The sequence below is a fragment of the Aeromonas sp. Marseille-Q5825 genome, assembly GCF_946892685.1.
In the GTDB taxonomy this organism is placed as follows: Bacteria; Pseudomonadota; Gammaproteobacteria; order Enterobacterales; family Aeromonadaceae; genus Aeromonas; species Aeromonas rivipollensis.
Map to the genome: position 1 here is coordinate 155,793 of NZ_CAMPOU010000002.1, position 12,882 is coordinate 168,674.

Genomic DNA, 12,882 nt, shown 5'->3' on the forward strand with positions numbered 1-12,882 from the left:
ATGTGTTAACTTAATGGTAAGATCTAATAGGGGGTTGGTCAAATCAATAAGCTATAAAATTTTGTTGATTTATGCGACTTATCAGCCTATCATCCGCACCATAAAGCGCTTAGTAGTAACTTGTGGTAACCTAAGTAAAGGGGTTAGAAGAGCAACGGCCTTCTAAGCCGTGGGTCGCAGGTTCGAATCCTGCAGGGCGCGCCATTAATGTGACTCTTCCCTCGAAGAGGAGCATTGAAGGCAGATTTCAGTGGTGGCTGTAGCTCAGTTGGTAGAGTCCCGGATTGTGATTCCGGTTGTCGTGGGTTCGAGCCCCATCAGCCACCCCATTATTGTCTGTTCGTGCTGGATCAAGCCGACAGGGGCAAGCCTGACTTGCCATGAACCGGGCATCTGATGCCCTCATCAAAACCGGCCCTGCGCCGGTTTTTTTGTGCCTGCGCCCCAGACTCACCGCCTGCCCCGACCGCTCTGCTTCCTCTTTTCTTCTCTTTGTTCCCCCTGCTCTCTCACGCTTGTCTCTTTGCTGGTCGGTCAGCGTCACGCCAGCCCGCCGCGTTGCTACATCGCCTTACCGGATCACAGAAATGATCGGAGCCATCACGGCCCCCAGCTGTATCCCTGCTCACCATGATGCAGCGCAAGCTTAAATGCCGATGGCCGTGATATGGATAAAAACCAGACAAATGCCTTGCCTGCTTCCCCCATCAAGGGCGAGCAACCCCTTGCGCCCAGGCAGCGCTATCACGCGTGGCCGCCGCGCCTGACATCAGGGGAAGACGGGCAGAACGTAAATAGATTGTTAAACTAGATGGTCGTGATTCATCTTTTCGTAACCCATTCACTGCACAATAACGCAATAAATTGAAAATAAAGGAGTTATTGATAAGGACCCGATCAACAGCAGACGGCTCCCCTGCCATGACCCCACACAGCGCAGTGGAAATCTTCCCATACTAAGTTGTCAGCAATGTACATGCCCTCCAAGGAGAGACTGAGATGAGTGAAGAAAGCAAATGCCCCTTCAACCACACCGCCGGCGTCGGCAGAACCAATCGTGATTGGTGGCCGAATCAGTTGCGGCTGGATCTGCTGCACCAGCATTCCCCCAGCTCCGATCCCATGGACAAAGATTTCAACTATGCCGAGGCATTCAACAGCCTCGACTACAAGGCACTCAAGAAAGACCTGGTCAAGCTGATGACAGACTCCCAGGAGTGGTGGCCGGCGGACTTCGGTCACTACGGTCCCCAGTTCATCCGCATGACCTGGCACGCCGCAGGCACCTATCGCATCACGGATGGTCGTGGCGGCGGCGGTCGTGGCCAGCAACGCTTCGCCCCCCTCAACAGCTGGCCCGACAACGTCAACATCGACAAGTCCCGCCGCCTGCTCTGGCCCATCAAGCAGAAGTACGGCAACAAGATCTCCTGGGCCGATCTGCTGATCCTCGCCGGCAACGTCGCGCTGGAGTCCATGGGCTTTAGAACCTTCGGATTTGGTGGCGGCCGCCCGGATGTGTGGGAGCCGGATCAGGACGTCAACTGGGGTGATGAAATAGCCTGGCTCGGGGTCGACCCCGATCGGGTCAAGGGCGATCGTGAGCTCGCGGCACCCTTTGGCGCCACCCACATGGGGCTGATCTACGTCAACCCCGAAGGGCCGAACGCCAGCGGCGACTACATGAAGGCAGCCAAAGACATCCGCTCCACCTTCGGCCGCATGGCCATGAATGACGAAGAGACGGTCGCCCTCATTGCCGGTGGCCACACCTTCGGCAAGGCCCACGGCGCCGCCCCCGAATCCCATAAAGGGCCCGAGCCGGAGGCCGCGCCCCTGGAAGCCCAGGGCCTGGGCTGGATGAGCGACTACGGCAGCGGCCATGGCAAGGATACCGTCTCCAGCGGTCTCGAGGTGACCTGGACCAAGACCCCTGCCCTGTGGAGCAACAACTTCTTCGAGAACCTGTTCAAGTACGAATGGGAGCTGACCAAGTCACCGGCGGGCGCCAAGCAGTGGGTGGCCAAGGATGCACCGGAGATCATTCCCGATGCGCATATCCCGGGCAAGTTCCACAAGCCGACCATGCTGACCACAGACCTGACCCTGCGCTTTGACCCAGAATTCGGCAAGATCTCCCGCCACTTCTACGAGGATCCGCAAGCCTTCGCCGATGCCTTTGCCCGCGCCTGGTACAAGCTGACCCACAGGGACATGGGCCCCATCGCACGCTACCTGGGGCCGGAAGTGCCCAGCGAGGAGCTGATCTGGCAAGACCCCATCCCCGCCGTCAATCACCCCCTGGTCGATGACAAGGATCTGGCCGCCCTCAAGGAGAAGATTCTCGCCTCCTCCCTGACTGTCGCCGAGCTGGCATCGACCGCCTGGGCCTCTGCCGCCACCTTCCGCGGCTCTGACAAGCGGGGCGGAGCCAACGGGGCGCGCATCCGGCTCGCACCGCAAAAAGAGTGGGCAGCAAACCAACCGGCACAGCTGGCCAAGGTGCTCAAGACCCTAGAAGGCATCCAGCAGGGGTTCAACGCCTCGGCCACCGGCGGCAAACAGGTATCCCTCGCCGATCTGATCGTGCTGGCCGGCGGCGTTGGTGTCGAGCAGGCGGCCAAACTGGCGGGGGTCACAGTGACTGTGCCCTTCACGCCGGGTCGCATGGATGCCTCCCAGGCACAGACGGATGTCGACTCCTTTGCCGTGCTCGAACCCCTCGCCGACGGTTTTCGCAACTACCTGGGTGGTGACTACGCAGAGCTCTCGGAAGCCATGCTGGTGGACAAGGCCCAGTTGCTGACCCTCAGCGCCCCCGAGATGACGGTGCTGATCGGTGGCATGCGCGTGCTCGGCACCAACACCGGCAACTGCCACGGGGTGTTTACCGCAACGCCGGGGACCCTCTCCAACGACTTCTTCGTCAACCTGCTCGACATGGGCACTGAGTGGAAACCGGCGGCAGGAGCCAAGGGCATCTACGAGGGGAGTGATCGCAAGACGGGCAAGGTCAAGTGGACCGGCACCCGCGTCGATCTGCTGTTCGGCTCTAACTCCCAGTTGCGGGCGCTGGCCGAGGTGTATGCCAGTGCGGACGGGAAAGAGAAGTTCGTGAAGGACTTCGTGGCGGCCTGGACCAAGGTGATGAACCTGGATCGCTTCGATCTCGCCTGACGCTCACTCCCTGCATGCCGCCAGGCCTGCTTCAAGGGAAATGCGTGAGAGATGACCGGGCACCACAAGACAAAAACCCGACCATAAGGTCGGGTTTTTATGTTGGCGGCGGGTCTGGATTTAACCGGACCATCATGCCCCCTTGTCGAACCAGGGTTAGGACCGAGCCACCCATGACCGGATAACACCCATGACCGGATAAAGTAAAAGGGCCTGTCTTGCGACAGGCCCTTTTACTTTATTTGGCGGTGAGGGAGGGATGATTCGCCACTTCGTGGCTCACCCCTTCGGGGCGGCCGTTGGCCGTTCATCGCAGCAAGCTGCTCTGCTCGAACCCGGCGAGGGTTCTCACCCTCCCTCCATGGGCATCAGATTTTGCTGTGCCACCAGATGCAAAAAACCGACCCTGAGGTCGGTTTTTCAATTTGGTGGTGGGTCGGGATTGACTCGCGCCATCCCTGGCGCTCGCCCTGCGGGCAGCCTGCGGCTGTCCAAGGGGGCTGTCCTGCCCCCTGGTCGAACCAGGGTTAGAACCGAGCCGCCCATCACCGGATAAAGTAAAAGGGCCTGTCTTGCGACAGGCCCTTTTACTTTATTTGGCGGTGAGGGAGGGATTCGAACCCTCGATACGTTGCCGTATACACACTTTCCAGGCGTGCTCCTTCAGCCACTCGGACACCTCACCAATTTGTTTCAGTCATCTGCCTGTGGCTTTCGTAGCACGCGCTGCGTGCTTTCTTGCCGATTTCATCGGCTGGCAGCCACTTGGGCACATCACCAAATTTTTGTCTGTGGTTTAACGTGTTCAGCCAACACGACATTCGCGGAGCTATTGCGCCGGAACGGGGCGTAATTTAGGGGAAAGCCCCGCCGGCGTCAACGGCTTTTTGGCTGCTGCTAACCGTTCGCACATTAAACGCGCAACTCAGTGCACAGATTCCGGTGCGACCTGGATCTCCGGCAGATTGAGGAAGCCGAGGCGTTCACATTCGGAAACCACTTCATGGGTCGCCGCCGTGGTGCTCTCGACGAACAGCAGGAACTGCTCGACGGATAGACCCGCCTTGGTGAAGACGGTGTGGCCCACGACGAGGCGCGGCAGGTTGTCATCTATGATGTCAAGGAACACCTTGAGGGAGGGGTATTGCATGTTGAGACGACCCAGCTCGGCCACCAGGGGCAGCAGCGATGAGGGGCGTACCTCCAGCTCGGATGAAAACAGCAACCCTTCCTCTTCCACGAAGATCCGGCTCTCCTGGATGCCCTCGACGGACTGCAGGGAGACCATGTGGATGCCGTGGCACTGATCGCACACATAGTGCTCGATCCGGGCCTGCTGCAGCCAACGCATTATCATTTCAGAGCTGGGGATATTCATCATTTTCACGAACACAATAAGGATCAAGGGGCGCAGTCTAAACCAATTTTCCGACAACCAAAAGCGCACAGGCGGGATCACTCCTGGTCTCGCTTCTTTTTGGCAAGCGCTATGCATATACTCAGCCATTCTCGTACCGCACTCGCCTCCACAGAAGGCCCGATGACCATCCAAGAAAAGTATCGCCTGCACCTGAAATCCCTCTCGGATGAACTGCTCGCCCTGCAAAAACCCATTCGCATCCTGGATGCCATCAAGTGGCCCCGCCACCTGCAGACCGAGTTTCTTGCCAAGGGCGGACGAGCGCTGCCCGCCATCGATGCCGACTTCTATCAGGCCCTCCCCCTCGATTTCGATCCCCGCAACAAATACCTGGAGCTCAAGGAGCTGAGGGACAGGATCCGCAGAAAACTGGGGCCGCAGGATGATCTGGGCCGGATCCTGCAAGAGACGGTGGATCAGTACATGGTGGTGATCGAGATGCTGCGCCAGCGCGGGCAGCCTGACTTTCAGCGCTACAGCCAGTTGCTCTACGGCTCGGCGAGCGATCACCTGCGCGGGGATCGCAAGACCCTGAAAGAGCTGGGGGCCCGGCTGTGCGACATCTTCTCCCTGCCTGGCGCCCGCCATCTGGTGCGCCCCTACCCCAAGGAGTTCGAGGGGGAAGCGGCGGTGGCCAAACTGCAGGGCAAGCTGTCGAACTATTTCAGCGACGGCACGGTGCAAGTCAAGCTGAGCGATGGCATCGTCTCCGATGCCGCCGCCGGGGGGGATTACATCAAGCTGAGCTCCCACGCCCGCTTCTCCGAGCTGGACTTGCAGGTATTGGAGGTGCACGAGGGCTGGGTGCACGTCGGCACCACCCTCAACGGCCGCCAGCAATCCTATGCCACCTGGCTGGGTGCCGGCTCGCCGCGCATCACCGCCTGCCAGGAGGGGCTGGCTGTGCTCATTGAGACCCTCACCTTCAGCTCCTTTCCGGACAGGGCCAAGCGCATCTCGGATCGGGTGATGGCCATCGACATGGCGGAGCGCGGCGCCGACTTCATCGAGGTGTTCCGCCACTTCGTCGAGAAGGGGGCCAGCGAGCACGATGCCTACAAGATCACCCAGCGGGTGTTTAGGGGCGGCATGGTCGAGGGAGGCGCCTGCTTCACCAAGGATCTCTCCTACGTGAGAGGCTATGTGGAGACGGTCAACTTCATCCGCAGCGCCGTGCTGGAAGGGGTGCCGGAGATCCTGCCCATGCTGTTCGTCGGCAAGGTGACCCTGGACGACATCCCTGTGCTCTATCAGCACTATCTGGAGGGGCTCATCGATGCGCCCCGCTACCTGCCCCCCATGTTTCGCGATCTAACCGGTCTCTATGTCTGGTTCGGCTTCGCTTCCGGCATGTCGCTCATCGACATCGGCCGGGTACAGCGGCATTTTCGCCAGCTGTTCCACCGCCTGCCGGTGGCCGACCCCATCATAGCGCCGGTGGACATAGAGATAGACTGAGCCCTTCGTCGACAAAAAAGGGCGCCCGTGAGGCGCCCTTCTTCATGCTGTGGCTTATTTGTAAGCCCGCCCTTCCAGATAGTGCTTGCGGCAGAGCGACACATAGCGGTCGTTGCCCCCTATCTCCACCTGCTCGCCGTCACGCATTACCAACCCGGCTTCGTTCACCCGGGAGTTCATGTGTGCCTTGTTGCCACACCAGCAGATGCTCTTGAGTTCCTCGAACTTGTCGGCCAGACAGAGCAGGTGGTAGGAGCCGGGGAACAGCTCGCCGCGAAAATCTGTCTTGAGGCCGTAGGCCATGACCGGGATCTTGAGCTCATCGACGATACGGGCCAGCTGATACACCTGCTCGCGGGTCAGGAACTGCGCCTCGTCGACGATGAACACATCGATCTTCTTCTCGCCGTGGCGCGCCTTGACCATCTCGAACAGATCGCAGCTGGCACTGAACACTTCCACCTTCAGCTCCAGACCCACTCTGGCGCGGATCACCCCGACCCCGAAGCGGTCGTCGATGACCGGCGTCATGGCCAGCGGATTCATGCCGCGCTCCAGATAGTTGAAATGCGCCTGGATGAGCTGGGTCGACTTGCCCGAGTTCATGGTGGCAAATTTGTAGTGCAGTGAAGCCATGGTACTGTTCCGAAACTGAATTTATGGGGCGCATGCTAACCAAAGCCCCTGCCAAAACCAAGGGGCCCGTGGGCCCCTTGTTTTATTTATGCGACCGCCAGGTCTCGCTGGAGCCGCGCTTTACGCAAATGGTAACCGGAGAAGATGATGAACCAGAGCCCGCTGACGGTGAAACCCGCCAGCACAGAGTGCATCATCCCCATCACCAGGTAACCGAGGGCGGCACCGAAGGCGATGGCAAGCGCATAGGGCAGCTGGGTCATCACGTGATCGATGTGATGGCAACCGGCACCGGTGGCCGAGAGGATGCTGGTGCTGGAGATGGGCGAGCTGTGATCACCGAACACCGAGCCCGCCAGCACGGCGGCCAGCATCGGCAGCATCAGGCTGATGTCGCTGGCGGCTGCCATGTCACCGGCCAGCGGCAGCATGATACCGAAGGTGCCCCAGCTGGTCCCCGTGGCAAAGGCCATGGCACAGGAGAGGATGAAGACCACAGCCGGCAGCACTTCGATCGGCAGGTTGCCGTTGGCCATGGAGGCCAGGTACTTGCCGGTCTCCACGTCGCGCACCACGGCGCCTATGGTCCAGGCGAACAGCAGTATGTTGATGGCGGGCAGCATGGCCATGATCCCCTGGGGGGCCGCCTTCATCCAGTTCTTGGCACCCAGCTTGAGGCGCATGGCCAGACCGATGGAGACCACCAGGCTGCACAGGGCGCCATAGACCAGGGAGGAGCCGACGTTGGTGTTCTCGAACGAACCGAGCACGCTGAACGGCAGGCCTTTGCCGGCCAGCACGGCGGCGCCGGAATCTATCATGAAGTAGACGGTCGCCAGGGTCAGGGTCAGGATCGGCAGCACCATGTCGATCATGCCGCCATTGCTCTCCTCCGGAGACTCCATGTCCAGGCCGATGGGACGGCCCTTGGACTCATCCCACAGCTTGCCTTCCAGCGCCCACTGCTCGTGTTGACGCATGGAGCCGATGTCGAGCTGGAAGGCGATCACCACCAGCACCATGATCAGGGTGAAGACCGCATAGAGGTTCATCGGGATCATCTCGACGAAGGCGGAGATGGGGCTCTGATCGGTCAGGCCATGGGCCGCCATTATGCCGCCCACCAGAGCGATGATGTAAGCGCCCCAGGAGGAGATGGGCATCAGCACGCAGACCGGCGCCGCGGTGGAGTCCAGCAGATAGGCCAGCTTGGCACGGGAGATCTGGAAGCGATCGGTGACCGGACGGCAGATGGCCCCCACCGACAGGCTATGGAAGAAGTCATCGATGAAGAAGGCGAAGACCATCATGCCGGTGAGAGCCTTGGCCCCCTTGCGGGTCTTGGCGCGCCGCGCGGCCCACTCGGCGAAGGCCCGGGTCGCCCCGGAGACGCTCATCAGGCTGATGAGGCCCCCCAGCAGCAACATGAACAGGATCATGTTGACGTTGTCCCGGTTGAGCGCACCGTCGACCCAGAAGATCTTGAGCACGGTGTTCAGCATGTAATGCAGGGAATCGAGGGGGGAGAACTGGTTGAGCAGCAGACTGCCGGCCACAATACCCACCCCCAGCGACACCAGGACGCGGCGGGTGATGATCGCAAGGGCGACGGCCAACAAGGGGGGAACGACGGACCAACCGGAGTCGGCGTAATGAACGATGTCCATGATCTCTTTGCACCTAAAGACAACAGGTGGAGATCTACCGAGAGGATCAAAGAAACAAAACCCAGGGCGGGCATACTCCTCAGCCCCTTCAGGTAGCGCTCCATAGTGGATGACTATGGCAGTCCTGCACCTGTTCGATGCAGAACCAGCAACCCGGTATGATGGCCTGGTCACTTCGGCGCCGACTCCTTTCATCGAGCATCGCAGGCATCACCCTCCGCTCGGTTACTCATAGGCAGCGCGCCTCTACTTAAAGGTATTCGCGGCACATTTTATCGAGCCACCGGGTGATAGCAAGTTTTTTGATTAAATTTCAAGGCTTGTGTGGCGAAAAGCGGAAAAATGGTAGTCAAATGGTTCATAAAATACGGCATGGTCGATATTTTCATCTACTCAGCACTCATTCGGAAATGAACTCGCCGCAAAGAGAATAAACCGGTCGTCGTGAATAATTGCCAGACTTTATTTATCTGCCTAATTAATTATTTTTGCAGACTTGACTTGATGCCAAATCCCCCTATAAATTATCGAAAAACCAGCCCTTCCCATTAATATTTCTGCTCGCGTGGTAGCCAATATGAACGAATTTTTGAAAATTCTGCTGAATATCCGTAGTCTGCGCGCAGCCTGCCGCGATTTGTCCCTGGAGCAACTGGAAGAGGGACTGCAGAAATTGTCCGAGGTGGTCGCCGAGCGCCAGCAGGATGAATCTGCCGAACGCCAGGCCCGTGAAGAACATCAGAAGAAAATTGCCGAATACGCCGAAATGTTGAAAGCCGCAGGGATAGATCCTGCTGAATTGGTGGGCACAGTTGCCACCGAAAGTACCAAGGCCAGCAAAGGCAAACGTGCTCCCCGCCCCGCCAAATATCGTTATCTGGACAATGGCGTGGAAAAAACCTGGACCGGCCAGGGCCGCATGCCCTCCGCCATTGCCAAGGCCGTGGCCGAAGGCAAATCCGTGGAAGACTTTGCCATCTGATCTGCAGCACAGTCCCGCCCAATAAAAAAACCTCGCCATGCGAGGTTTTTTTATTGTGTCAGTACCGGGCGTTTCAGCGCCTGTCTGCCGCCTTGACCCAGAGCACTTCCGGGGTGCCGGCAGAGACCAGCAAGTATCTGGCCACCGTGAAAAACCAGTCACTTAGCCGATTCAGATAGGGCAGGATAGCCGGGTTCACCTGCTCTTCCCGACTCAGGCCGAGCAGCAGCCGCTCGCAGCGACGGGTCAGGGTGCGCACCACATGGGCCTGCGCCGCCGCCCGTGATCCGCTCGGCAGGATGAAATTGCGCAATACAGGCAACTGGGCGCTGTAGGCGTCAATCTGTTGCTCCAGCCGCGCCGTCCAGGCCTCATTGACCTGCCACAGGGAAGCATTTTGCACCTCGCTGGAAAACGCCAGCTCCCCGCCCAAATCAAACAGCTCTTGCTGCAACAATATGAGTTCAGCCAATAATGCCGGCTCATTCTCGGGTATTTCGGCCATCAGCAGACCTATCTGGGAATTGAGCTCGTCAATGGTGCCATAGGTCTCGACCCGTCTGTCATCTTTTGCAAGGGAGGAGCCATCAGCCAGCCGCGTGAGGCCCTTATCCCCTTGCCGGGTATATATTCTCATTCTGACATCCTGTTAATAATGGGAATAATCATGGATTCGAGTCCATTGAGTTTTATCTCGTACGCCAGTGCCAGGGTTTGGCCCAATGCGCCAGCCGGAAAACCGCTGCGCGCCATCCATACCAGATAGGGCTCTGGAATATCTATGATGCGTCGCCCCTGATATTTACCGTAGGGCATCTTGCCCGCCAGGGTGAGCAATACCCGCTCATCGGAGAGTCTGTCCATATCAATCGATATTCAGATATTTATGGGTCTGGATGGAGAGCCGCCAATTACGGGCTATGCAGGTCGCCATGGCCAGTTCGGTGGCCCTGGGCTTCTGGCTGATGGGCTGCAATGCTATCACCACGTCGGGACGCAGGCTGGCCGTGGCCAGCAGGGCATCGAGCTCCTCGATATGGCGCTCGGTGGCCACCGGATGCTTGATCTCGTTGGCCCGCTCCAAAGCCGATACCAGCACAGGCAAGCCCCCCTTCATGCCAATCTTGGGGGAGACGGTGACCCAGGTCTGCGCGTGGGTCAGGATCTCGCTGGTACCACTGGTTTCGATCTGCACCTGATATCCCGCCGCCAGCAGGGCCGACGAGAGTTCGTGCAGATCGTAGAGACAGGGCTCGCCACCGGTCAACACCACATGGCGCGCCCGGTAACCCAGAGTCTCGAAGCTTCCCAGGATCTCCTCCGTGCTCATCTTGCTCCAGCCATCGGACTCGTTGGATCGGTCGAGCACCTCGCGGCTGCCCACCTCACGGGCAGGATCCACCACCCATGTATGGCGGGTGTCGCACCAGGGGCAGCCCACCGGGCAACCTTGCAGGCGAACGAAGATGGCGGGTACGCCTGTGAAGACGCCCTCCCCCTGGATGGTCTGGAAGATCTCGTTGATTGGGTAGTGCATCTCGGTCACGGCTTGCTGCAAAAGGCGCGGATTATACCCCAAACCCGGGAAAGAGGCAGGATCACAATCCGGTTTTCTCGCGCAAGCTGGCCATGATGCCCGCCTTGTCGCCCAGATAGCGCTGCAGGCCGCGGCTGCGCAGCTCGCAGGCGGGGCAAGTGCCGCAGCCATCCCCCTGGATGCCGTTGTAGCAGGTGAGGGTCTGCTGGCGCACCGTCTCGAGGTGGCCATAGTGATCCGCCAGCGCCCAGGTTTCCGCCTTGTCGAGCCACATCAGGGGAGTCTCGAAGCGAATGGCGCGATCCAGCCCCAGCGACACCGCCTGATTGAGGGCCTTGACGAAGTCGTCGCGGCAATCGGGATAACCGGAGAAGTCGGTCTCGCACACCCCGGTGATCAGGGTGTCGGCACCGACCTGATAGGCATAGATGGCCGCCAGGGTCAGAAACAGTATGTTGCGGCCCGGCACGAAGGTGCTGGGCAGGCCGTTGTCCTGCAGCTCACCGCTGACCGGGATGTCGTCCCGGGTCAGGGCCGAGACGGCCAGCTCACCCAGCATGGTCACATCCATCACCTTGTGGGCGGCAATCCCGATCTGCCCCGCCAGACGGCGAGCTGTCTCGATCTCTTCCCGATGACGCTGGCCATAGTCGAAGGTGATGGCGTGCACTTCATCATAGAGGGCCAGGGCCTGCACCAGGCAGGTGGTACTGTCCTGACCACCACTGAATACCACGACGGCTTTTTTCACGTTCATCACTCCTGTTTGCAATTCAGATTCAAGCGCGGCGACCTTGGGCAAAGTCATGCCACTGCCGGTTCAACTGGGTAAAGAGGTTCATCAGCGGGGCGAAGCGCTCGGGCTCCCCTTCCCACTGGGATAACAGATGGTAGCCCGCCTCCAGGGTCGACAGCGCCTCGGGAAACGGCTTCTTGCGAATGGAATATTGCCCCGCCATGGTGCCCAGCGTGATCCTCGGCAATCCCAGCAGGGCCGGGTTGCTGTGCAACATGCGATAGGCCTTGCGCCAGGTGCCATCGAGCAGGATAAAGTGCACCTCTTTGGCGTGCTCACGGCCCTCGCGCACCTGTGTCAGAGTCTGAGCCTCTTCATCAGGCCACAGCAGATAGCACTGCACCTTGGGGTCGACGAGCAGGGCATTGAGCCAGTCGGCATCGGCGAAGTGCTCCCCTACGTGAATGCGGGCATGGCTGAGGGAGGCGGCCAGCAGGGCGGCCGTTCCCTTGGGGTGGGCGACCTCGCCGGGATGCTGCAGGATATGGAGCGGTGCGAGGTGAGGCACCGGCTGGATATATTCACACAGGCAGGCTTTGAGGGCTCGGGTACAGCGTGTACAGTATCGGCTCTCTCTGTCGTTGGGTTGTTTCATGTTGTCAGAAAAATCGGGTCTGCTCTGGGTCATCACGCTTTCGCTCGTCACTGCCTTGCTCTTCTTCACCGTACCTAACCAGCTGCTCTCCTTCGATCGCGACCTGATCGCCCAGGGCGAAGGGTGGCGCATCATAACAGGCAATCTGGCCCACACCAACGGATGGCACCTGCTGCTCAACCTGAGCGGGCTTGCGGTGCTCTACAGCCTGTTTCGCGAATACCTGACGGGCTGGCGCCTGCCCGTGCTGCTCCTGCTGCTGGGGACGGCCGTCGGACTCGGGATCTGGTGGTGGTGCCCGCAGACCCAATGGTACATGGGGCTCTCCGGCTTGCTGCACGGCCTGTTCGTGTGGGGAGCCATGCAGGATATCCGCTATCGTCGCCATTCGGGTTGGCTCATGCTGCTTGGCATCGTCATCAAGCTCGGGCTGGACTTTTACAGTGCGGGAGAGAGCCCTGTCTCTGCCCTCATTGGCGCCAGGGTGCACATAGAGTCGCACCTCATCGGCTCGGCCGCCGGCCTGTTGCTCGGCCTCTTCCCCATCGGCCTGGGTGTGCAGGCCGTCAAGTCCTGATCCCCCGCGGATAAGGGCCGCCACTCATTCGCAGCAG

General features: G+C 59.7%; 12 protein-coding genes, 2 tRNA genes, 1 other RNA gene and 1 riboswitch. Of the genes, 5 read left to right on the top strand and 10 right to left on the bottom strand.

Translation table 11 applies throughout. The features are described 5' to 3' along the window. Positions 1–253 precede the first annotated feature (253 nt). Positions 254–329: transfer RNA gene (locus OC537_RS07435), tRNA-His, on the top strand. Between the two features lie 670 nt (positions 330–999). Next, positions 1,000–3,177, top strand: coding sequence for a catalase/peroxidase HPI (katG, locus tag OC537_RS07440; protein ID WP_262110636.1), 2,178 nt, complete (start codon positions 1,000–1,002; stop codon positions 3,175–3,177). Positions 3,178–3,420: 243 nt separating this feature from the next. Here the strand turns inward: katG and OC537_RS07445 are convergent. From OC537_RS07445 to OC537_RS07455, 3 genes are all read right to left on the bottom strand, one after another. Next, positions 3,421–3,549: non-coding RNA, RtT sRNA (locus OC537_RS07445), on the bottom strand. 225 nt (positions 3,550–3,774) lie between these two features. Continuing rightward, a tRNA-Ser gene (locus OC537_RS07450) sits at positions 3,775–3,862 on the bottom strand. 240 nt (positions 3,863–4,102) lie between these two features. Beyond that, positions 4,103–4,558, bottom strand: a complete 456-nt coding sequence (locus tag OC537_RS07455) for a YbjN domain-containing protein (RefSeq protein ID WP_161507131.1) — start codon at positions 4,556–4,558, stop codon at positions 4,103–4,105. A 159-nt stretch (positions 4,559–4,717) separates the two neighbouring features. Between OC537_RS07455 and OC537_RS07460 the strand changes: the two genes are divergently transcribed. Continuing rightward, positions 4,718–6,055 (top strand): flavohemoglobin expression-modulating QEGLA motif protein, encoded by a 1,338-nt coding sequence (locus OC537_RS07460; protein ID WP_262110638.1) that lies wholly within the window; start codon positions 4,718–4,720, stop codon positions 6,053–6,055. 54 nt (positions 6,056–6,109) lie between these two features. On the opposite strand, the gene OC537_RS07465 is transcribed toward OC537_RS07460, so the two are convergent. Both OC537_RS07465 and OC537_RS07470 read right to left on the bottom strand, forming a co-directional pair. Then, positions 6,110–6,691, bottom strand: coding sequence for a thymidine kinase (locus tag OC537_RS07465; RefSeq protein ID WP_262110639.1), 582 nt, complete (start codon positions 6,689–6,691; stop codon positions 6,110–6,112). Between the two features lie 86 nt (positions 6,692–6,777). After that, a complete protein-coding gene (locus OC537_RS07470) occupies positions 6,778–8,358 on the bottom strand; it encodes a Na+/H+ antiporter NhaC family protein (protein WP_111913730.1) in 1,581 nt (526 codons plus the stop codon). 85 nt (positions 8,359–8,443) lie between these two features. Beyond that, positions 8,444–8,615: riboswitch (Lysine riboswitch) on the bottom strand. 320 nt (positions 8,616–8,935) lie between these two features. Here OC537_RS07470 and OC537_RS07475 point away from each other — a divergent pair. Next, the gene (locus tag OC537_RS07475; RefSeq protein WP_025327182.1) at positions 8,936–9,340 is read left to right on the top strand and encodes an H-NS family nucleoid-associated regulatory protein; all 405 of its coding nucleotides are present in this window, start codon (positions 8,936–8,938) and stop codon (positions 9,338–9,340) included. A 73-nt stretch (positions 9,341–9,413) separates the two neighbouring features. On the opposite strand, the gene OC537_RS07480 is transcribed toward OC537_RS07475, so the two are convergent. From OC537_RS07480 to OC537_RS07500, 5 genes are all read right to left on the bottom strand, one after another. Then, positions 9,414–9,977, bottom strand: coding sequence for a cob(I)yrinic acid a,c-diamide adenosyltransferase (locus OC537_RS07480; RefSeq protein WP_262110640.1), 564 nt, complete (start codon positions 9,975–9,977; stop codon positions 9,414–9,416). After that, positions 9,974–10,204: a DUF3820 family protein gene (locus OC537_RS07485; protein WP_005327834.1), complete on the bottom strand. Its 231-nt coding sequence runs from the start codon at positions 10,202–10,204 to the stop codon at positions 9,974–9,976. The genes OC537_RS07480 and OC537_RS07485 overlap by 4 nt, the downstream gene beginning before the upstream one ends. Before the next feature lies 1 nt (position 10,205). Beyond that, entirely contained in the window at positions 10,206–10,877 is a 672-nt protein-coding gene (queE, locus tag OC537_RS07490) for a 7-carboxy-7-deazaguanine synthase QueE (protein ID WP_262110641.1), read from the bottom strand. Positions 10,878–10,938: 61 nt separating this feature from the next. Next, entirely contained in the window at positions 10,939–11,628 is a 690-nt protein-coding gene (queC, locus tag OC537_RS07495; RefSeq protein ID WP_262110642.1) for a 7-cyano-7-deazaguanine synthase QueC, read from the bottom strand. A 28-nt stretch (positions 11,629–11,656) separates the two neighbouring features. Then, positions 11,657–12,301 carry a tRNA-uridine aminocarboxypropyltransferase gene (locus tag OC537_RS07500; protein ID WP_262110643.1) on the bottom strand — a complete coding sequence of 215 codons (645 nt, stop codon included), beginning with the start codon at positions 12,299–12,301 and terminating at the stop codon, positions 11,657–11,659. On the opposite strand from OC537_RS07500, the gene rrtA reads away from it, so the two are divergent. Beyond that, positions 12,267–12,845 carry a rhombosortase gene (rrtA, locus tag OC537_RS07505; RefSeq protein WP_234678086.1) on the top strand — a complete coding sequence of 193 codons (579 nt, stop codon included), beginning with the start codon at positions 12,267–12,269 and terminating at the stop codon, positions 12,843–12,845. The genes OC537_RS07500 and rrtA overlap by 35 nt on opposite strands. Positions 12,846–12,882 lie beyond the last annotated feature (37 nt).